The 19,847-nt window shown below is 63.7% G+C and carries 23 protein-coding genes and 1 pseudogene; 9 read left to right on the plus strand and 15 right to left on the minus strand.

Annotation, left to right across the window (positions count from 1 at the left end):
- Window positions 1-105: 105 nt before the first annotated feature.
- The 3 genes from AC3A3W_RS12435 to AC3A3W_RS12445 are packed head-to-tail and all read right to left on the minus strand — an operon-like array spanning window position 106 to window position 2,425.
- Window positions 106-1,143 (minus strand): SLAC1 family transporter, encoded by a 1,038-nt coding sequence (locus AC3A3W_RS12435; RefSeq protein ID WP_487443184.1) that lies wholly within the window; start codon window positions 1,141-1,143, stop codon window positions 106-108.
- Window positions 1,140-1,664 carry a PaaI family thioesterase gene (locus tag AC3A3W_RS12440; RefSeq protein ID WP_487443186.1) on the minus strand — a complete coding sequence of 175 codons (525 nt, stop codon included), beginning with the start codon at window positions 1,662-1,664 and terminating at the stop codon, window positions 1,140-1,142. Before AC3A3W_RS12440 ends, AC3A3W_RS12435 begins: the two co-directional genes overlap by 4 nt.
- A 44-nt stretch (window positions 1,665-1,708) precedes the next feature.
- The gene (locus tag AC3A3W_RS12445; protein ID WP_487443188.1) at window positions 1,709-2,425 is read right to left on the minus strand and encodes an SDR family oxidoreductase; all 717 of its coding nucleotides are present in this window, start codon (window positions 2,423-2,425) and stop codon (window positions 1,709-1,711) included.
- A gap of 126 nt (window positions 2,426-2,551) precedes the next feature.
- On the opposite strand from AC3A3W_RS12445, the gene AC3A3W_RS12450 reads away from it, so the two are divergent.
- A complete protein-coding gene (locus AC3A3W_RS12450; protein ID WP_104138997.1) occupies window positions 2,552-3,034 on the plus strand; it encodes a winged helix-turn-helix transcriptional regulator in 483 nt (160 codons plus the stop codon).
- Between the two features lie 22 nt (window positions 3,035-3,056).
- Here AC3A3W_RS12450 and AC3A3W_RS12455 read toward each other — a convergent pair whose 3' ends face one another.
- Together AC3A3W_RS12455 and AC3A3W_RS12460 are read right to left on the minus strand one after the other, a co-directional pair.
- Complete coding sequence (locus tag AC3A3W_RS12455; protein WP_487443191.1) at window positions 3,057-3,434, minus strand: DUF1304 family protein; 378 nt, start codon at window positions 3,432-3,434, stop codon at window positions 3,057-3,059.
- 123 nt (window positions 3,435-3,557) lie between these two features.
- Window positions 3,558-6,053 carry an ATP-dependent Clp protease ATP-binding subunit gene (locus AC3A3W_RS12460; protein WP_487443193.1) on the minus strand — a complete coding sequence of 832 codons (2,496 nt, stop codon included), beginning with the start codon at window positions 6,051-6,053 and terminating at the stop codon, window positions 3,558-3,560.
- A 281-nt stretch (window positions 6,054-6,334) separates the two neighbouring features.
- Here AC3A3W_RS12460 and AC3A3W_RS12465 point away from each other — a divergent pair, with 281 nt between their 5' ends.
- From AC3A3W_RS12465 to AC3A3W_RS12475, 3 genes are all read left to right on the plus strand, one after another.
- Complete coding sequence (locus AC3A3W_RS12465) at window positions 6,335-6,538, plus strand: DUF4193 family protein (protein WP_487443195.1); 204 nt, start codon at window positions 6,335-6,337, stop codon at window positions 6,536-6,538.
- Between the two features lie 27 nt (window positions 6,539-6,565).
- On the plus strand, window positions 6,566-7,129 hold the full coding sequence (locus AC3A3W_RS12470) for a universal stress protein (RefSeq protein ID WP_487443197.1): 564 nt from the start codon (window positions 6,566-6,568) through the stop codon (window positions 7,127-7,129).
- Between the two features lie 98 nt (window positions 7,130-7,227).
- Window positions 7,228-7,494 (plus strand): hypothetical protein, encoded by a 267-nt coding sequence (locus tag AC3A3W_RS12475; RefSeq protein WP_487443199.1) that lies wholly within the window; start codon window positions 7,228-7,230, stop codon window positions 7,492-7,494.
- 106 nt (window positions 7,495-7,600) lie between these two features.
- Here AC3A3W_RS12475 and AC3A3W_RS12480 read toward each other — a convergent pair whose 3' ends face one another.
- The 5 genes and pseudogenes from AC3A3W_RS12480 to AC3A3W_RS12500 form a co-directional block, all read right to left on the minus strand.
- Window positions 7,601-8,158, minus strand: a complete 558-nt coding sequence (locus AC3A3W_RS12480; RefSeq protein ID WP_487443201.1) for a hypothetical protein — start codon at window positions 8,156-8,158, stop codon at window positions 7,601-7,603.
- A 120-nt stretch (window positions 8,159-8,278) separates the two neighbouring features.
- Window positions 8,279-8,407 (minus strand): annotated as a pseudogene (locus AC3A3W_RS12485) (aldehyde dehydrogenase family protein); the annotation flags it as partial.
- A 922-nt stretch (window positions 8,408-9,329) separates the two neighbouring features.
- Complete coding sequence (locus AC3A3W_RS12490; protein WP_487443202.1) at window positions 9,330-9,698, minus strand: hypothetical protein; 369 nt, start codon at window positions 9,696-9,698, stop codon at window positions 9,330-9,332.
- A gap of 266 nt (window positions 9,699-9,964) precedes the next feature.
- Entirely contained in the window at window positions 9,965-10,099 is a 135-nt protein-coding gene (locus AC3A3W_RS12495) for a hypothetical protein (RefSeq protein WP_487443204.1), read from the minus strand.
- A gap of 31 nt (window positions 10,100-10,130) precedes the next feature.
- Window positions 10,131-10,385, minus strand: coding sequence for a hypothetical protein (locus tag AC3A3W_RS12500; RefSeq protein WP_487443206.1), 255 nt, complete (start codon window positions 10,383-10,385; stop codon window positions 10,131-10,133).
- Window positions 10,386-10,615: 230 nt separating this feature from the next.
- Between AC3A3W_RS12500 and AC3A3W_RS12505 the strand changes: the two genes are divergently transcribed.
- From AC3A3W_RS12505 to AC3A3W_RS12515, 3 genes are all read left to right on the plus strand, one after another.
- Window positions 10,616-10,867, plus strand: coding sequence for a hypothetical protein (locus AC3A3W_RS12505; RefSeq protein ID WP_487443208.1), 252 nt, complete (start codon window positions 10,616-10,618; stop codon window positions 10,865-10,867).
- Between the two features lie 2 nt (window positions 10,868-10,869).
- The gene (locus AC3A3W_RS12510) at window positions 10,870-12,075 is read left to right on the plus strand and encodes a cupin domain-containing protein (RefSeq protein ID WP_487443210.1); all 1,206 of its coding nucleotides are present in this window, start codon (window positions 10,870-10,872) and stop codon (window positions 12,073-12,075) included.
- A 67-nt stretch (window positions 12,076-12,142) separates the two neighbouring features.
- The gene (locus AC3A3W_RS12515) at window positions 12,143-12,982 is read left to right on the plus strand and encodes a ferredoxin family protein (RefSeq protein ID WP_487443265.1); all 840 of its coding nucleotides are present in this window, start codon (window positions 12,143-12,145) and stop codon (window positions 12,980-12,982) included.
- Window positions 12,983-13,192: 210 nt separating this feature from the next.
- Here AC3A3W_RS12515 and AC3A3W_RS12520 read toward each other — a convergent pair whose 3' ends face one another.
- Complete coding sequence (locus tag AC3A3W_RS12520) at window positions 13,193-13,543, minus strand: ribosomal maturation YjgA family protein (RefSeq protein ID WP_487443212.1); 351 nt, start codon at window positions 13,541-13,543, stop codon at window positions 13,193-13,195.
- Between the two features lie 532 nt (window positions 13,544-14,075).
- Between AC3A3W_RS12520 and AC3A3W_RS12525 the strand changes: the two genes are divergently transcribed.
- Window positions 14,076-14,585: a hypothetical protein gene (locus AC3A3W_RS12525; protein WP_487443214.1), complete on the plus strand. Its 510-nt coding sequence runs from the start codon at window positions 14,076-14,078 to the stop codon at window positions 14,583-14,585.
- Window positions 14,586-14,820: 235 nt separating this feature from the next.
- Here the strand turns inward: AC3A3W_RS12525 and AC3A3W_RS12530 are convergent, their stop codons facing one another.
- The 4 genes from AC3A3W_RS12530 to AC3A3W_RS12545 form a co-directional block, all read right to left on the minus strand.
- Window positions 14,821-15,573 carry a DUF429 domain-containing protein gene (locus AC3A3W_RS12530; RefSeq protein ID WP_487443216.1) on the minus strand — a complete coding sequence of 251 codons (753 nt, stop codon included), beginning with the start codon at window positions 15,571-15,573 and terminating at the stop codon, window positions 14,821-14,823.
- Between the two features lie 1,030 nt (window positions 15,574-16,603).
- Window positions 16,604-17,098 (minus strand): nucleoside deaminase, encoded by a 495-nt coding sequence (locus AC3A3W_RS12535; protein WP_487443218.1) that lies wholly within the window; start codon window positions 17,096-17,098, stop codon window positions 16,604-16,606.
- A gap of 49 nt (window positions 17,099-17,147) precedes the next feature.
- Entirely contained in the window at window positions 17,148-17,957 is an 810-nt protein-coding gene (locus AC3A3W_RS12540; RefSeq protein ID WP_487443220.1) for a class I SAM-dependent methyltransferase, read from the minus strand.
- Between the two features lie 5 nt (window positions 17,958-17,962).
- On the minus strand, window positions 17,963-19,027 hold the full coding sequence (locus AC3A3W_RS12545) for an NAD(P)/FAD-dependent oxidoreductase (protein WP_487443222.1): 1,065 nt from the start codon (window positions 19,025-19,027) through the stop codon (window positions 17,963-17,965).
- Between the two features lie 122 nt (window positions 19,028-19,149).
- On the opposite strand from AC3A3W_RS12545, the gene AC3A3W_RS12550 reads away from it, so the two are divergent.
- On the plus strand, window positions 19,150-19,734 hold the full coding sequence (locus AC3A3W_RS12550; RefSeq protein ID WP_487443224.1) for a helix-turn-helix domain-containing protein: 585 nt from the start codon (window positions 19,150-19,152) through the stop codon (window positions 19,732-19,734).
- The last annotated feature ends 113 nt before the right edge of the window (window positions 19,735-19,847 follow it).

Here is a 19,847-nt window from a genome sequence, read left to right on the forward strand (position 1 = left end):
CTAACCGCCAAACGAAGTTTGCAGTCGCAACCGATCGGCGCCGGCCCCCCAAACTTTCGGTCCGTCTGCCGCTTCAAAAGCGGCCGGTTGCAGGAAGCAGGAGCTTCACCGCACTTCTGTGCCCTGTGGTGCGGCGAGTTTCGCTGACTTAGGGGCGATGGCTGTTGGGACGGCGCGAGCGGCAATGACCAACGTGAAGGCCGTTGCGAGGCCGAGAACCGTCCACGCGTAAATTTCCCGGCCGGTGAGGTCGGTTGTTGCAAGCCAGCGGATGGAATAGTTCGCGGTGGCACCAACGGGAAAGGTGAACACCCAAAACATCTGCGTGAAGGGAAGCTTGCGGTACTCGGGGAGGAGCATGACCTGCGTCAGCGCCATGATCACCAGCACGCCTGTTAGACCAAGCTGGACGGCCCCCACAGGTCCCGGATGTGACAGCATCCAGGCAATGTTGGCCGTTGCAGGCGCAGCCAGGTACGCGGACAATCCGGTCTTGGCGGCTGCTGTCAGCTCGCCGCCGGTCATCAGCCGGACGGTGACGACGGTTCCTACGACCAGCCAGAAGAACGCGCCGATGCCAAACGCGGCCATGGCTGCATCACGGGCGTGGATGCTTGAGAATCCGATGCTGGCAACGAAGAATCCGGGCACGACGGGCAGCAGGTAGCCGGGATGGATGGACTGCATGGACACCCCGCCGGTGACCCAGTGGGCGAGGAGCTGGGCGGCGACGATGGCAAGGGCGGCAATGAAACCCGTGCACAGCCAGGCGCCCCATGGCGGCAGATACTGGCTGTAGTGGGACGAAAGCAGGATCCCCACTAGCGGGATGAAGGACGCGAAAGGCCCCGCCACTTCGTGTCGCAAGTCGGCCCGGAATGCGCCTTTCCGGCGGAGGCCCCGAAACACGTAGACGGCGGTCAGGATCAGCCACAGCGAGCTGGCTGCCCCGTAGAGGATTTCCTCCGGCCACATCGGGGACCCGAGAGAGCTCCTCGCGGCGGACCAGCCGCCGCCAAGGCCGGCAAGCCCCAAGGGCATGCCGAAGCGGCTCAACGCGGGCATTCCCGAAAGGCGGGCCGGGGGCAAGGCGCGCTCCTGAGCGGCAGGCGTCAGGGCAACGGCGGTGCCGGTATCAGTCATGTTGTCAGAGCGCCCGGTTGGTGAGGGAAGATGAGCAGCGTGCTCGTGGCGGTGGCGAGGAGTTTTCCGTCTGCGGTGCTGAGGCGGCCTTCGGTGAAGATCACCCGCGGGCCGGTTTTCACGACTGACCCCTCTGCGCGCAGAGCACCCTTCTGGAGCGTGATGGGTCGCAGGTACTTGACCGCCAGGTCGATAGAGGTGTAGCCGATCCCTGCTTCCAAAGTAGTGTGTGCTGCGCAGCCGAGCGCCGTGTCGAGGAGCGTGCAGGCCAGGCCGCCGTGCACCATTCCGAGGGGGTTGTAGTGCGCTTCTCCCGGCCAGCACTGGAACTCGACGTGTCCGTACCTCGCATCGACGAGATCGAAATTCATGAGGGAAGCGATCGGCGGCGGCGCAATGCTGCCGTCGCGGAGGCCGGAAAAGTAGTCCAGACCCGACAGCCGTGGCAGCTGTTCGAGCGCAATTGCCGGATCAATCCAGGTGAAGGTTTCCGAGCGTTGCGCCGAGCTGTTGGTTGACACCGGGGTTTCCTCCTTAGAGCTCTGCAGGTCAGGGTTTGTCGCGGTCATACCGGGGTGTTGGCTGCCAGTACGGGGTACAGATCCGAGATCGAGCCAGACAGGCCGCGCTTCACTCCGGCGCTGATTTCGTCCACGATGACCTCGTAATCACCTTGCTCGAGCCCATCGAACGACTTCCGCGCGACTTCCTCGGGAGAGGTCTTGGGGGCATTCACGCCCTTGGCCATGGCTGTGTCCATGTAGCCGACGTGAACACCCGTGACCTGCGTGCCTTGGGGGGCCAGTTCCACGCGGAAGGAGTTGGTCGCCGACCACAGCCCGGCCTTTGATGCACTGTAGGCGCCGGTGAGTGCGATCCAGCTGAGCACCGAGTGGATGTTGAGGACCGCTGATGTCCCGCTGGCGGCGAGCACCGGTGCGAATGCCCTGGTCAAGGCGACCGGTCCGAAGAAGTTGGTCTCCATGACCTCACGGATCTTCTCGTCGGGGAGTGCCAAGAACGTGTCCGATTCGACGCTCATGCCGGCGTTGTTGATCAGAACGGTGACGTCCCGGGCCTGGGTAACTGCGGCCCGGATCGAGTCAGGGTTGGTGACATCGAGGGCGAGGGGGACGACCCGGGAGTCGTTCCACTCTTGCGGGCGGCGGGCCGTTGCGTAGACCTTCGCAGCACCCCGGGCGAGGGCCTGTTCCACGAGCTCGCGGCCCAAGCCTCCATTTGCACCGGTAACGAGGACGACAGCACCAGACAGCAGTGGCATGGATTCTCCTGATCTCAGAAAGGCGGCGACGCGGTTGTCGCGACCTCAGAGCATCAGACTAGCCGAGTGAGTTTGATTTTCCAACTGACTTGTATACTTGAAGAAAGTACCGAAAGCAGGTGAACGATGAATCGGCCGACCGACAAGGCAGTAGATGCACCCAGAGCGTGTTTCATCGCGGCGGGGCTCGACGTGCTCGGGGAGCGGTGGGCGCTGCTGGCGCTTCGCGAAATGTCCTTGGGCGTTCACCGGTTCGATCAGATCGCGCGTAATACCGGCGCGTCCCGCGACATCCTGGTGGGCCGACTGCGCACACTCGAAAGCCAGGGCGTGATCGAGCGCGTCCAGTACTCCGAGCGCCCCCCGCGCTACGAGTACCACCTCACAACTTCCGGGGCCGAAGTCGCGCCCATCCTCATTTCACTCGCAGCGTGGAGCAGTACATGGATGCGCGACGAGACACCCCGGGCCTCCTACCGGCACAGTTGCGGGGCCGACCTGAAACCGGTGGTGTCGTGTGCGGAATGCGGTGAGGAGTTCACGCCAGGAAGTCTGATGCTGGGGCCGCTTGTGTCAGCGGCCGGTACGGACCCGCCGTCCGACCAGTAAGGAGGATCCGGCTGGGAATGGGCTAACGGAGGAATACATAGAAGACGACAGCTAGGCCGGGAAAGAGCGCCTGGCCAATGGCGCTGGCGAGAAGGCGCTTCTCCGTTACCCACAGCCAGATGCCGAGGAAGACGTGGCTCGCGCAGCAGAAAATAACGATTGCCGATCCGCCGGCCGCTGTGCTGGAGACGTTCACCATCCACAGACCCACTGCGATGCCCAGCCCGAAGAGGATGTTGTAGGCGCCTACATTCATCGCCCACATGCGAACTGCCCGCACATCTTCAGGTCTAATCAAAAAGATTCGGTAGAAGCGTCGATCACCATGAAAGAAAATCTCCAACATGCCGACGCTTATCAGGGCCAAACCGGTCGATCCGGCGAAAATCTGGCTCAGCATCTGTCTCGTGCAGTGGTGACAGGTCCGCCGTAACCAGGCTGACACAGTGAATCAACGTCCGCGCTTCCCGCCGGCAAATGGCAAGGATGTGGAACGGGCTGGGGTGCAGCAGATGGTTGCGGCTTAATTCGCGGCCGGCAGTGCGTCCGGGACGCGGGGTTGGGTGTCTCCGGTGAAGGTGAACTTCGCGTCGTCGCCTTCGCCGTCTACGTCCACCGCAACGAAGTCGCCTTCGCGAATTTCGCCGAAGAGGATCTTCTCGGAGAGCTGGTTTTCGATTTCGCGCTGGATCGTGCGGCGCAGCGGCCGGGCACCCATAGCAGGATCGTAGCCGCGGGTGGCCAGGAGCACCTTGGCCGCCGTGGTGAGGTCGATGCTGATGTCCTTGTCCGCGAGGCGCTTCTCCAGACGGCCGATCATCAGGTTCACAATCTGAATGATCTCGTCCTGGGTTAGTTGGGGGAAGACGATGACGTCGTCCACGCGGTTGAGGAACTCGGGGCGGAAGTGTTGCTTGAGCTCTTCCGTGACGCGGGCACGCATCCGGTTGTAACCGGTTGTGGTGTCCGTGCCTGATTGGAAGCCGGTGGCGACGCTCTTGGAGATGTCCCGGGTGCCGAGATTGGTGGTCATGATGATCACGGTGTTCTTGAAGTCCACCACCCGGCCATGGCTGTCGGTCAGGCGGCCGTCTTCCAGAATTTGCAGGATGGAGTTGAACAGGTCTGCGTGGGCCTTCTCCACTTCGTCGAACAGGACTACGGAGAACGGTCGGCGGCGGACCTTCTCGGTCAGCTGCCCGCCTTCGTCGTACCCGACGTAGCCCGGGGGTGCACCGAAGAGCCGCGAAACCGTGTGCTTCTCTGAGTACTCGGACATGTCCAGGCTGATCAGAGCGTCTTCGTCGGCGAAGAGGAACTCGGCGAGGGCCTTGGCGAGCTCGGTCTTGCCGACGCCGGTGGGGCCGGCAAAGATGAACGAGCCGCCCGGGCGCTTGGGGTCCTTCAGGCCGGCACGGGTGCGGCGGATAGCCCGCGAAACCGACCTAATCGCTTCATCCTGACCTATGACACGCCTGTGCAGCTCGTCTTCCATCTTCAGCAGGCGCGAGGATTCTTCCTCGGTCAGTTTGAAGACTGGTATGCCGGTGGAGTTTGCGAGGACTTCAGCGATCAGGTCCTCATCGACTTCGGAGACGTCATCGATGCCGCGGGTCTTCCAGTGGCGCTCCATCTCGGCGCGTTCGGCAATGAGCTTCCGTTCCTTGTCGCGCAAAGAAGAAGCACTCTCGTATGCCGCGGCGTCAATCGCGGACTCCTTTTCCGCTCTGACGACGGCGATCTTTTCAGCGAGAGCCTTCAGTTCCGGCGGGGCAGTCATGCGGCGAATGCGCTGACGGGCACCGGCTTCATCGATGAGGTCGATCGCCTTGTCCGGCAGGAAGCGGTCCGCAATGTAGCGGTCGGAAAGGTTCGCAGCGGCGATCAGCGCGCCGTCGGTGATGGTGACGCGGTGATGCGCCTCGTAGCGGTCTCGAAGGCCCTTGAGGATCTCGATAGTGTGGGGCACGTCGGGTTCCTGGACCTGGATCGGCTGGAAACGGCGCTCCAGGGCGGCGTCCTTCTCGATGTGCTTGCGGTACTCATCCAGCGTGGTGGCACCAATGGTCTGGAGTTCGCCGCGGGCCAGCAACGGCTTCAGGATCGAGGCCGCGTCGATCGCACCTTCGGCGGCACCGGCACCCACCAGGGTCTGGATCTCATCAATGAACAGGATGATGTCCCCGCGCGTACGGATTTCCTTCAGGACCTTCTTCAGCCGCTCCTCGAAGTCACCACGGTAGCGGGAGCCGGCGACGACGGAACCCAAGTCAAGGGTGTAGATCTGCTTGTCCTTGAGGGTTGCCGGGATGTCGCCGCGGACGATCGCCTGGGCAAGGCCCTCGACGATGGCGGTCTTGCCGACGCCGGGCTCACCGATCAGCACAGGGTTGTTCTTGGTACGGCGGGAAAGGACCTGCATGACGCGTTCTATTTCCAGACCGCGTCCAATGACCGGGTCCAGCTTGTTCTCGCGCCCGGCCTGGGTGAGGTTGCGGCCGAACTGGTCCAGCACCACGGAACCGGCAGGGGCGCTTTCAGTCTGGCCCTGGCCGACACCGGCACCGGTGGTTTCGTTGCCCTGAGAGCCGGAGAGCAGTTGGATCACCTGCTGGCGAACGCGGTTGAGGTCTGCGCCGAGCCTGACCAGCACCTGCGCGGCAACACCCTCACCCTCACGGACGACGCCGAGCAGGATGTGTTCGGTACCGATGTAGCTGTGGCCCAGCTGCAGCGCTTCACGGAGCGCGAGCTCCAGCACTTTCTTCGCGCGCGGTGTGAAAGGGATGTGGCCCGAGGGGGCCTGCTTGCCCTGGCCGATGATCTCCTGCACCTGCTCGCGGACGCTGTCGAGCGAAATGCCCAGGGATTCAAGAGCTCTGGCGGCCACGCCCTCATGCTCGTGGATCAGACCCGCCAGGATGTGCTCGGTACCGATGTAGTTGTGGTTCAGCAGGCGTGCTTCCTCCTGGGCAAGCACCACTGCTCGACGGGCACGGTCGGTAAATCGCTCAAACATTTCGCCACACTCCTGGCTGCCCCTACCTTGATCCTACGTCCGGCGCGGACCCTCGTGGTGGTGTTTCGCCGAGAGGCAGGATATTAGTCGCCAGAAGTTCAGCCCGCGACGCCATGCCGCACGTTTCACGCGTCCGTTATAGCGGATTGCGGCTCACCAGCGACTCTGCTTCAGTTCCGACAGCGACATCGGCGTGGCGCACGAGCGGCCGGGATCCGCCGGACGGGCTTCTGGACTTAGACTGCATCACCGCACGTTCATGATGAGAAAGAGAGCTGCTGATGGCTAGTGACCACAACGCCCCGCGCAAAAGCGAAGAAGAACCGGCCGCTCCGGAATCCCTGGCCGCCCTTCACGCCCCACGTGGGGGAGCGGCCAAGGCCGCTGACACCGACGTCGAGGCAAGCGACACCGCTGAAGGCATCGAACTCCCCGGGGCTGACCTGTCCCGTGAGGAGCTAGTCGAAGTTCTGCAAGGAAGGTGAAGGCTAGGCATTCGTGACGGAGCAACCATGAACCTACCTGCCAAGGAAACGCCCCCGGGCGCCCGAGGGCCGGCGTTCGTCCCGCAGCGGATCACCGGCCCGGTTCTGGTTGGCGTCGTGCCCGGGCTGCCCCTGGCAGTCGTGCACCGCGCGGCGGATCTGGCCTACAGCCTGAAGGTCAAGCTGATCTGCGCGTACGTGGACATCACCACTTACCTCGCTGAAGAGACGGAGGACAGGGTGGAGGCCAGCCCCCTGTCGCCCTACGGGATCATTGATGACGTGGAAGCCACGAGTGCCGGCATCCGGAAATCGCTTCAGGAGGTCCTGGGCGGAGCTGGGGTCCGTTGGTCTTTCCTGACACTGTCCGGGGATCCGGCCCGGGCGCTGGGCCAGCTGGCCGAATCGGCCGACGTATCGGTAATCGTCGTTGGCGCCCGGGGACCAGGCCTGGGAACCCGGCTGGAACAATTGCTGGTGGGTTCGGTCGCCGTCCAGCTCACGCGAGGCCAGCACCGGCCTGTTCTGGTCGTCCCGCTCGCACGGCAGAATGACTCAGGAAACAGCACTGACAGAACAGCCGATGGCTGAATCTGCGCCGGTTATCCCACCTGATCCGCTGCGTTCGGACCCCCGAACCTGTTGTGCCTACGACGACGATGCTCCTACAGGCGTCAAATCCGGACTTGGTGAGCTTGGCATCCTGCTATGCAGACTTGCCCTGCGCCGACGGCCCGCCCTGGACCGCAGAGCAGGAGAAGGACCATGAAGAGGCTCGTGCCGGCTTCGAGTGCGATACCGCCGAACGGCGCGAGCAGTTCGCCGCAACCATCCAGGGCAAGGCCGACCGGACGGCCGTGGACGCCCGGGTCCTAGCCGAGGTGAGCCAGGGCACCTACCTCCGCAAGGCCGTCCGTGCAGGCTCGAGCAATCCCCCCCGCCGCCCGCCCGAATAACAGCACGGCCTTTTGGGTCAGCTGATGAAGGGGAGCCGGTGATATAGCTGCCTACGCGGCCGCGCCCGCACGTCGCACCCTTCCCGGTTCAGCGCACGAACGGAAGCTAGTGGCGGATCTCCAGCCTGCTGCCCTTCGACTGCGAGATGTGCGCCTCGTCGAAGTGCGGTGAGCCGCTCAGGGATGCCTCGGAGAACGATCCCGAGCTGGTGGAGACATACTGGTAGACGCCTGGCTCAACGATCCTCGTGCTGAATCCCTGCTGGGTCGGCGCGCCGACGGCGTTCCACTGCAGATCGACAGCGAGCGTGGTCCCATCGGTGAGCGGCACAGTTGCCTTGGCGTGGACGGCCTTGCGGTTGAAGTCGAAGGCTTCCGCAGGGGCAGTGCCGTACACGTCGCGCAGGACCTCCATGGTGCACTCGTTGACCATGAAGTCGTAGTACGCGACCGTAGGGCCGAACCCCTTGTCCGAGGCGAGTAGATCCTTCTGGGCGACGATGCACCCGTCTGGGCTCCTTGTCTGAGAGGTCGCGTAGGCGAACTCCCCGCTGTATCTGTCGCTGACGACTTGGTTCGCTGCGGAAGCCGAGGGCGCCATGAGGAGAGTGACTCCCATGGCCGCGACCAGTGACGAAGCGAAGAAACGGACGGAAGTGCGCATGATCCACCTGACTTTCGAGAGCGTTGCTGCCGGTGCAAATGATGGTCGCATCGCATTCATCCCCAGCACAAGGGGTTAATCCAATCGTTAGCGTTTTGTCTCCTCGGGTGAAAAAAGCTGACGTGCGCCCACATCCCGGCCGCTGCTGAGTACGGAGAGCACGCCGTGAGGCCGTTCGTCATTGATAACGGCGGCTAGGGCCAGAACACTCAACGGAGTGTTCTGGGATGGCTTAACGACAACGGCGTCTAGAGTCGCAACGGGGTTGTGGTTCCCTCTGATCCGATCAGAATCCTAAGACGGGAGTGTCTGCACCATGTAGTCCAGATCAGCGGAAGCGACGAAGAACGAAATCGCGCCTGGCGGATTTCGGACCACTGCCCGCTCTGGGCCGAGTTCCGGCTGGACGGAACGTTACGGCTGGTCAGCGGTTGTTTTGAATTGCGGGCTTGACCACCATGGAAGTGTGGGAACGAAAGACAAACGGTATAGGATCGGGTTCGCCCTCTGCCTACTGATCCCTCTAAGTGGGGCCGCAGGGTGCGTCTATGAATACCCGGAGCCCGTGCACACGCCAACAGCTGAGCTGATGCCGGTACCAGGGCCCCCGAAGCCATACGCTGATCCTCAGGTGCTGGAGCGCGAGGTCAAAAACCACGCTGAGCTAGACCGGCTCCTTAAGGCAGTGCCGGAACCGGTCATCCTTTCCGACATGGGGCCATTGGATGGTCCCGCCAGGGGTTTTGGCAAAACCGAGAAGGTGCCGGCGGCCGGGCAGTACACCGTCACTGCAGCCTGTGTTGGTGCTTCCGGTGCGAAGGTCGCCGTTGGACAAGAGCATCCCGGTGCCCCCTTTCGGCCGGTGGAGCTCGCGCTGGATTGCGTTGGGGCCACTTCGCATGTCATGGCACTTCAGCAGGGCTACATTTTTGCGCATCTTTTGCTGCCCGGCCCGGGCGATACGCCTTGGACAGGGGCAGTGGGCGGTGTCCGTGTGAGCGGACTGGTTGAGGCGCCTAACGACTGCTTGGCGTCCTCATCTTCGTCATCCTTGGGCTCGCCGGAAGCAATGCGTTCAGCGGTGGGTTAACAGCCCGTCACCTCTAGTACGACCAGCGCTGAGGCTGGAGGATCACACCTGAAACTCCGCGTCTGGTGACATGCCTGGGGATCAGCGGCGAAGCGCTGCCGGCGACAACACCGTCCGGACGTGGCGCGAACGGCCGGCGAGTGCCTCCTGCAGGGGCGGAAGGTGCTGCTCAATGTCCTGCACGATGGTTGCTACTGCAGCGACATCCGCCAGGGCGAGTGCCAGCTCCAGTTCGCGGCACAGCTGGTTCATCCGCAGGGCGCCGGCAAGCCACGACGTCGTTTTCAGGCTGAGCAAGGTATCCATGGCGATGTTCCGGTCCCGGACAGTCACCGTGCGGACGATGCGGTCAACCCGCCGGGGGAGGAGGGCGGTGTACTCCGTGATGAAGGACTCTGCGACCTCCCATGAGGATTCTTCGGCGAGTTTCTCGAGGTGTTGTGCATCCAACGCTGGCTTCGGACGCTCACTTCTCAGTCTGGGCCTACGCGTCATCTCTGTGTCTATAGCTGCTGCCATGGCGCCTTGCCTTCCGGTCGGTTGCGAAGTACCGGCTTTCCTAGCCGGTACCAACAGACTGCACGCCCTACCTCAAGGACCTCACCGTCGACGATCAATACTTGGTCAAGAAAGTCCAGTCCTGCTGCCACATCCGGCGCTACGATGTCGCCATCCCTGAGCGGAGTATGTGTCCATGGCGTCCAGCCGATTGCCACTCAGCAAGACCTGGGCTGCGGCTGCGCGTTGGAGGTTGTGCAGCTCAAAGCAGCCGCGTTGTTGTAGTTGGCGAGTGAGTCGATAGCGACGGTGCCGCGCACGGCCGGACCGCCGTCGTCGTTCCTCGCTGCCATGATGACGTCCTCACTGGCGAGGGTCGCCGCGTCAGTGTAGAGACGGGACCCATGGAAGTCGACCGCAGCGGATTTCGGCGAAAACACGTTCGGCTTCGGCCAGCAGGTTCCACCGGTTCCACGTCGCGCGGTTCGTCCCGACGCGCTCGCGGGTAAGGGACACGACGGCGTCAATCCAGCTCGCGGCGAAGTCGCCCGCCTGGAACGCGCTGGCTTGCGAGCGTCGAATGGTCGCCGCGAGGACCAGGTCCGGTTCAAATCCCCTGGCCGCTGACGATCCCTCCACTGGGGCAGCGACATGGCGGCGGGCATCGTGAAGGGAGGACTGACCTGAACTTCGCGCCGACCGCTTGGGACTGTCCCGTGCTGACTCCTGGGCTGTAAACGAGGGTTATTCCCACGGCTGACCCGTCCCGATAGGGTGATCACGGGCGGTGTCGATGAAGAATCGCCCGGTTTGGGATCAGGTGCCGAAAACGGGGCTGATCTTAGGCATTTCGATTCTCGGGAGGAAGCATGACTAATCCAGAGCAGGAACCGAGCCAGCAGGAAGGCCCGGCGGACGGTGGCGCGGCCGGCGTCCCGGGCGCCCACGACGGTGGTGCCGACGGGGGAGCTGACAGCGGTGCTGACGGCGGAGCCGACAGCGGTGCCGACGGCGGTGCTGACGGCGGCGCCGACGGCGGTGCTGACGGCGGTGCCGACGGCGGTGCTGACGGCGGTGCTGACGGGGGAGCCGACAGCGGAGCCGAAAAACGGGGCAGCTGAGTTTGAGCACCACCCGCACGGACTTTCAGGATACCGGCGCCGTGGAAGGCGCCGGTGTCCTGGAGACACGTCTGATTGACGTCGGCCGTGAGAGGTTCGCCGGCGATATCTGGGGGCGTACAGCGCTGCTCACGCGTTGCGCCAGCGACTTCTCCGATCTGTTCTCTGCCCAGGCCGTCGACGAACTGATCTCGCGCCGTGGACTGCGCACACCCTTCCTCCGTGTCGCCAAGGGAGGCTCTACATTTCCCGACTCGTCATTCACCTCCTCCGCCGGCGTCGGCGCCACCATCTCTGACCAGCTTGACGACACCGCTCTTTGGCGGAAATTCGCCGACGGTGCCACGCTCGTCCTGCAGGCTCTGCACCGCACGTGGGAGCCAGTCTCGGACTTCAGCGCCAAGCTGGGCACCGAGCTCGGACATCCGGTGCAGGCCAATGCGTACATCACCCCGTCCCAGAACCGTGGGTTCGACGATCACTACGACGTCCACGACGTCTTCGTGCTGCAGATCGAGGGAACCAAGCGCTGGATCATCCATGAGCCTGTCCAGCCGGATCCACTGCGTAGTCAACCCTGGACCGATCACCGCTCCGCTGTCGCCGAGGCCGCGAAAGGCGAGGCCTACATCGACACCGTGCTCGAGCCGGGGGATGCCCTCTACCTGCCACGTGGCTGGTTGCATGCCGCCGAGGCGCAGGGCGAGGTATCCATCCATCTCACGCTCGGAGTCCACAGCTGGACCCGTTACGCATTGGCCGAACAGCTCGCCCAGGCCGCGCTTGCCGTGCTAGGCGACGATCCCGAGATGCGCCGTACGCTGCCATTGGGCATCGACGGACCAAGCGGGGAGATCGACACCGTCCGTGCCCGCCTCGCCGCCGCCCTCGGTGAGGCTGATTCCACTCCACTGTTCCATCGCGCCCGGCGAGAACAGGGACGCCCGGCGCCGCTAGGGCCGCTGGCGCAGCTCGCCGCCGTCGACGGCCTCAGCGCCGAGTCTCGGGTGCGCCTTCGCGATGCGCTGGTAGCACGGCTGGAGGGCTCGCGCCTGACCACGCGTGTGGGTTGGTTCGACTTCCCAGAGGCCGATCTGCCGTCAGTGACGCGCCTGCTCGACGGGGAGGTTCGCACCGCGAATGAACTCGGCGTCGAACTTGTCGAAAGACTGTTGCGCGCCGGGGTTCTCGTTCCCGTTGAACAGTGACTTCGCCACAGTGGCCGCCACGGAACGCTTCTTCTGCTCTATAGACGCCCGGATGCGTGGTGACTCGATTGCAGGCACAGCGTCACACGGCTCTGTCTGGGTCCTCATCGAGTACCGGGGCGGGTGGCCGCTCAACGGCTTCGACGGCCTTGATCTCGAGCCTGAGACTAAAGCACTCGTGTCCTCCGCCGGGCAGGCGGCGCGGGCGCGGGTGCTGCTGGTGAGGCGGCCCGGCCGCCGCTGGCGTCAGGGTCCCAGCCGTTGGGCCGTACTTCGCTATGAGAACTCCGGCGCCTGTCGTCAGCAATGGGGAACGTGGGGTAAGGATCAGGATCTGGCGGAGATTGCCACAGCCCTCAGCATCCCCGGGGAGCTCGGCTATCCGCCCGTCATCCTGGTCTGCACTCATGGTCAGCACGACCAATGCTGTGCCGTGCGCGGACGGCCCGTGGGCCGTGCACTGAGTGAACGCTGGCCGGAGCTGGTGTGGGAATGCACGCACGTAGGCGGTGACAGGTTCGCGGCCAACGTCGTTGTCGTGCCCGACGGCGTCTACTACGGCCGTCTGGACGCCGAGTCGTCCGTCGCCACGGTTGAAGAGCATCTCGCCGGCCGTATCCACGCGGAGTATCTGCGCGGATACACGGATCTCTTCCCGCCGCAGCAGACCGCTGTCGTTGCCGCGCTCAGACGTTTCGGCCCGGCTGGCCGGAATGATTACAAGGTCGCCGCGACCTTCCGGGACGGCGATCACTGGCGGATCCGCATCACCGGCTGCACGCCCCACCATGGGCATATCGACGTCGAACTGCAGGCCCACCGGGCCCCGCCGTGCCAGTTGACCTGCCGCGGACCGGCGATGAGCTCGGCCACGGTCTACGAGCTCATTTCGATCCGCGCAGTCTGAAGTACGGGCTTATCGAAGGCAGTCTTAGTCGGGTAAGTCGCGGCAGGAGCTATTGCTCTGGCAATATGCAGCGCTGGCTTATTGCTTGCCCTCGCCAGCATGATCGCCGAGGGCATGTGAAGCAGGTTCCCAGACGGCAGGAGGAATTCCGTCGCTGACCTCGTCGACGAAGACGGTGGCACCTGGGACAGGCCATAGGGGCCCTGGCACCTAGTGATGGCGAGTGCAATTCACCGCTGTGCCCATCGTCCGATCCACCGCATAAGCGACGGCAGCACCACAGGTGTAGGCCAACAAATCTGCGGCGCCAAACGTGGTTCCCAGGACCAGCCGAAGGGGTGGCCAGGATTCTCCAAGTTCGGCAGGAAGGCCAGTGAGTTGGAACAGTTCGATCGTCACACAGACGGTAACGGCTGCCGCCGCAGTCAGTGCCTTGGACTTCGACGGAAGCACGATGGCCACGAGAATATAGACCAGAACCGCGTACAGGCCATCACCAGCGGGGCCAGTCCACGCCGTATCGCTGAACGTGCGAATGCTCAACCCAAGCACAACGCTCATCAGCCCGGCGATGCACAGCAGGCTCCGTCTGATTCTTGAATGCCCCGGTGCCACGGAAGAGCTCACAGCCTCTGCACCGCCGCTTTTCCTAGACAGATCATTGCCCCAAGCCCCCATCGTCGAAGCTGCACGATTCCTCCCAGTGCGGACCCACGAGGATCGCCGTATTCACCCTAGCTCAGTGCTCTGGTGCGCTAGGGGTGCCGGCCGATGACGGGGAATACGGCCTGCTCGTCGCTCCTGAGTCAGGGAGCCGAAGGCCGTGAGGTCCCGCAAGATTCTTGTTTGTATCAACCAAAGCCGGATCATCGCCTTCACCAGGAACGACGGCACAACCCCTGAACCGGTAGTCGCGTCGCTGAGAAGCCAGTGGCTTTCTCTTGGTTGAGCAAAGAACCGTGCTGGCACGGAAGCGTCTAGCCCCCGCCCGCACCGACGATGGGAATGCCGATTCAGGGCATCCGGCCCGTCAGAACCGGGGACCGTGCACCGAACGGCTAACAAAACACACACCACAATAGGAGAACCTCCCATGGTCATGAACACCTTGCGGCAACGGACGGGCCGGTCCGCCACTGCCGTCCTGATCGCCACGTTGCTTGCTGCTTGTGCCTTCGTTTTCGTCGGCAGCACGCTGACGGCGGCGCCCGCCCACGCTCTGTGTAGCGGCTCCAGCCAGGCGAACGGAACCTGGAAGAACATCGACGCAAACACCAATTCAGTCACCAAAGTGGTGCTCGACTGGGGCTGCGCCGACCAGGCACTGTGCGATACGAGTGGCCACTGCGTCTATCCCGCGGGCTCCATTCGGGTGTTCGGAAAGTGCCACCCCACCGACTGCGACTGGGGTTCGCGGCGGACCTACGCCGAGAACGGCGGATGGGAGAGCGCCACCTACAAGTACAGTTGGGCCACCAAGAGCGTGTGGGTCAAGCCCTACCAGTACTATGGCAAAACCTACCTGCGGGTCTGGGTCCACACCGACTTCACTCCAGCGGATGGCCGGCAGGACTACACCACCGACGTGTGGATGCTGAAGTAATCCTAGAGACAAAGAGATGCCGAGTGTGGCTGCTGGACACCGGCGGCCACACCGGCGGCCACCAGGTAAAGGTCCCGGTGCCGCCCCTCGCATTCTGGACCTGCTCAAGGAATATGGCATCAACGCAAAGATGAAGAAGCGGCCGAGGACAGGCGTCCACTCTGATGGACACCGGTACTGAGTGTGAGCCTTCCCGGCAGTAGTTCAGGGCCCGTTATAGGCAGCCGGGTCGGCCCTATTTGTTCAGCCTAGTGAGCGAACCGGTTGGCAGGTGGATCCAGCCCTCCTCACGCGCTGCAAGGCTCTGATCCGGCCCAGGAAGCAGGGTAGCCCGGCGGGCGGCCGCGCGGGCTGTCAGGGATGCGATGACCGAATCGAGCAGATCGTCCGAGGCGAGCAGTTGGTTCCTGTAGACGTCAAGGTCCAGCCAAGGTGCCGCGGCCGTGAGCTGGCGCAGAATGTCATCTCGCATTTCGGACTCCGGCGTCCCTCTGCCCTTGTACCTACGGGCGGAGATGCCCCATATCTTCAGGGAAGCAGCAGGGTAGACCTCGACAAGACGGTCCGTGCCGTCCCTGGGTTGTACGCCCCACAGACGCGCGATTTTGGCCTGAATGACTGCGCAACGCATGGCCGGATGTGCCAACCGATCCGCTGACACGCTCAACGGAATCAGGCCTGTTGTGTGGGTGACGAACCGGTCGGTGGCTCGGTAGACAAGCTCACGGCGTCCCTCCAACCCGTCATGACGAAGCACCCCATCCGGATCTTGGCGGGAATGACCGAGCAGAAAGGACAGGAACGGCTGGGGCCAGCCAAGAGGGCAGTCGATACCGGTCACGTCTGATGCTCCGAAAAGTTCGACCACGGTTTCGTCCCCGACGCCGAGAGACAGGTGGACAAGCTGTGCCTGCCCGTCGCGCCATTCAATGACCGCAGCTGCCGTTCTTTTCGGATCCGCAGCCAGGTCAATGCCCAGAGTCTTCACCCTGTCAAGGTAACCCGGCAGACACCAACCATGCCGCCTCTGGACGAGGAACGCAGTGCTCCTGGCGCACGTTGCTGCGCTACGGCACCGCGCTCTCCTCGCAACCGGGAAATAACCCTAGACCTACATCGCACTGAACCAGCGGGACACCCGTAATACGGCACGCCGACATAGATGAAGTACACCAGATATCCTTCCGAAAGACCTTGCGCAAAACATGGCAACTCTCGAGACTCCATACCAGGCAGCTTGGGGCGGGACCGATAATTGAAGTCGAGGTAACCATGGACATGAAACCGGAAGTCGGCGAACCCGATGCGGGACCCTGGCAAGCCGAGTCTCTGCATGGCGTGGTGCGGCGGTTACTGCCGGCAGCAAGTCAGCGACCGAACCGCCCTTGGATTGTAGCGGTGGATGGAAGGAGCGGGGCAGGCAAGACCTCCCTGGTCGATCGTCTACTGGCTCGAGTGCCGGACTCGGATGTCGTGCACACGGACGATGTCGCGTGGCATCTCTCGTTTTTTGACTGGGCCGATGAACTCCGTGACGGTGTCCTCGAACCCCTGCTCCGTGGCGAGGCGGTGCGTTACCGTCCGCCGGGCTGGGTGGCCCGAGGACGACCAGGTGCCATAGCTCTACCCACAGGGCGTTCCGTCGTGTGGGTGGAAGGGAGCGGATCATCACGCCAAGCGCTCTCCGACCTAGTCGACGCTTCGATCTGGGTGCAGTGCGACAACCTTGAAGCCCGACGTCGCCTCCTGGCACGAGATGGCCAGGAAGAAGAGGAGCTGCACAGGGAGTGGGAGGAACAAGAAATTCCCTTCCTACTTGAAGACCGGCCATGGGAGCGCGCTACAGTGATCGTGGCCGGAAGGCCGGCGCTAGAGCACGATCCGAATACCCAAGTAGTAACCGCACAGCCGGCACCAGCAGGCGCGGAGATCACCTAACGCGCGGATTCGCCGTCTTCGCCCTCCACTGCCAGTGCAACAAGCGCCGCAGGCCTTGGTCCGGGCATCACGCCCCGGTCCTACCCGGCGATGTCCTCGGCGATGTCCTCCGCCCACAAACCCGGGTTGTTTTCCTGGAACGTGAGCATCATGTCCACGCACCGCTGATCATCCATGACCACCACCTCAACGCCGCGTGATCGCAGAAGCTCGAACTCGCCGTCGAACGTGCGTGCTTCACCCACCACGACTCGGGGGATTTTGAACTGGATGATGGTTCCGGTGCACATGGCACACGGGGCGAGGGTGGTGTAGAGCGTGGTGTCCCGGTAACTCTTCTGGCGGCCGGCAGCACGAAGTGCGGACATTTCCCCGTGCGCGATGGGGTCGCCGTTCTGGACTCGTTCGTTGTGTCCGCTCGCGATGACCACTCCGTTACGGGCGAGTGCTGCTCCGATCGGGATGCCGCCTTCGTTGATGCTCTTTTGGGCGGCCTGATAGGCGGCTTCGAAAGCCGGGTCAGGGGCTGCTTGTGGTTTCGGGTTGCCGGCAGACTGCTGCGGTTCGTGGGTCATGCGGTCATTTTCGCATGCGACCATTCGCCGGCCCCGCTGACAGGCTGGCTCAGGGCTGCTGCTGGTTCCGGTCGGGGGTGGCCACCCAGACGGTCCGGGTGGCGCGGGGTTCCAGCTCGATATCGTCGGGTAGCCTTTCCAGCAGGTTTTCCACGGAGTCGCGGTCGTCCGCGGTCAGGGCCGGCAAGTGCGAGAAGCGGGCAAACCACTGCTGTGCGTACTCGCGTGCAGCCCGGGTCAAGGGTGCGGTTGTCGTCACCTCGGACTGGGTGACGGTGAACCCGGCGGCCTCGATGACCGGCGTCCAGTTGGGGTGGTGGTTCCACCCCTCGGCCGCCGCAGCGGCGTGGCAGCGCTGCTCCAGCAGCGCTTCGCGCGGATGGCTGAGGAAGCGGGGCAGGACGGCGAGCTCGACGACGACCAGGACTCCGCCCGGCGCGAGTGCACGGCGGATCCCCGACAGGAGCCGGGCGGGGTGGGCGACGTGGTGTAGCGAGGAGAATGCCCACACCAGGTCCACCGGCGCATCGGCCACTGGATCCGCCGTGATCAAGGAGCCGGCAAGCGCGGGGAACCCGTCGTCGAGGTCGGCCGCGACCACGGCGAAGCCTTGCTCACGCAGCAGCCTGAGCATTTGCGGGTCGTTGTCGACGCACGTCACCGCGGCGTCGGGGTACCGCTCGCGCAGCAGCCGGCTACCAGCGCCGGTGCCGGCGCCGAGGTCGACGACGCTGCGCGCAGATGGCAGGCCGGGCAAGTCCAAAACGGCTGCAAGATTGTCGCCGAACACCTCGGCATCGAGGTCGAGGAAGCGGCGCTGGTCATAACTGCGATATCGCTGGTGGTGCTGGTGATCCATGCTGGTTACCTTTCTCCTGTGGCCGCAGGGGCCATATCGGTGGCCGTCTGCCCATCATCAAGGCCATGGCGTCGGTGACCCTGAATGAACTTCGAGACGGTTGCTTCCGAGGCGGCCGAGAAAGGGCCGAAACGCCCCTCAATGGCCCACCGTGTTTCCTCTTCAATTAGATCGGCGTTGATCCGGGCACCGGTCATGACACCCTCGGCCGCCGCCGTGATCACTTGGGCCATTAAGTTGGAGACATTGCCCGCCGCGTACACACCTTGGACGGCCGTCGCACCGCCCATGGCGTCGGTCTCGATAAACCGTCCGGCCCCCGAAGGGTGCACCTGAGTACTTAGCCCGAGTGATTCCAGAAGTGTGGATCTGGCCTCCATCCGTGTTCCGACAGCCAGGGCCTGTATGTCGAACGAGGAGCCCTGGCGGAGCGTGAGCCCAGTGAGGACATCATCTACAGCGTCAACAGAGGCCACGGCGCCGTCGACGACCGTTACGGATCGGGCCGCGAGCTTGTCCCACTCCTCGTCGGTGGGTTCCACGGTGTCATTCAGGAAGAGGGTGATGTCCCCGGACCACTGCCTGAACAACAGCGCCTGATGGACCGACAGCGGACCGGTCCCCAGCACTCCAATCCGTTTCCCACGGATTTCCCAGCCATGGCAGTAAGGGCAGTGCACCACACCCTTTCCCCATTGCTCCCGCAGCCCGTCGATGGGCGGCAGCCCGTCAGTCAACCCGGTGGTGACAAGGAGGCGTCTGCCGGAAAACCGGCGGGCATCGCCGAGGACCACCTCGAATCCATCGGGGGTGCGCCGTGCCGAAACGGCTTCCCCGTCAATGACCACCCCTCGGTACGAGAGCACTTCGCTGCGTCCGATGGCCAGGAGTTCCCCGGGGCTCACACCGTCCCTCGAAAGATAACCGTGCACACCTGCCGCAGGTGCGTTACGGGGGGTTCCTGAATCGATGACCAGCACCGAGCGCAGCGCCCGGCCCAGCGTCGTGGCCGCGCTGAGTCCCGCCGCGCCGCCGCCAACAATTACAACGTCATACCGTGAGGGGTCCATACTCATCCGTCCTTGCTCGCGTCCTGAAAAGTTTGCCGCCAGCGTCCATGGGCGGTTAAACCACCTTCCAGCGCAGGAGGGAATGTTGGCAATTCATGTTGCTGTTATGGCAAACTGCGGGCATGGCAACTGACCTTAATGACGTTCTCGGGGCGGTCGGCCCCCGGCTTCGGGCACTCCGCACGGAACGGGACCTCACCCTCGGAGAAGTGTCTTCCGCATCCGGAGTGTCCGTTAGCACCCTGTCCCGCTTGGAATCCGGCCAACGCAGGCCAAACCTGGAAATCCTGCTGCCCCTCGCGAGGTTGTACGGTGTTCCCCTCGATGATCTGGTCGGCGCGCCGCCCACCGGGGATCCAAGAATCCATCTGCGGCCCATAACCCATGGCGGCATGACGGCTGTTCCTCTCACGCGCCGCCCCGGCGGATTGCAGGCGTTCAAGATGGTGCTCGCCGGTGATGCCCGCGGGGCCGAGCCCGACCCGCGGGTTCACGAAGGCTACGAATGGCTTTACATCCTCAACGGACGACTGCGCTTGGTGCTGGGCGACAAAGACTTTGAACTCCGCCCGGGCGACGCCGCGGAATTCGACACCCACACACCACACTGGTTCGCCAGCGCTGACGGAAAACCCGTCGAGTTCATTAGCCTGTTTGGACAGCAGGGCGAACGGATGCACGTACGCGCCCGGCCAAAGCCGTCATAGCCGAAGGAGCCCGATGCTGCACCCGCTGGGACTCCGTACCCGGTTCGCCCGCAGATGTCTGGATCGGAGGTGGCCGGGCGCGTATTCTGGTGTCACCCGCGACGGGATGTGAG

The organism is Arthrobacter sp. Soil_N43 (genome assembly GCF_057655195.1).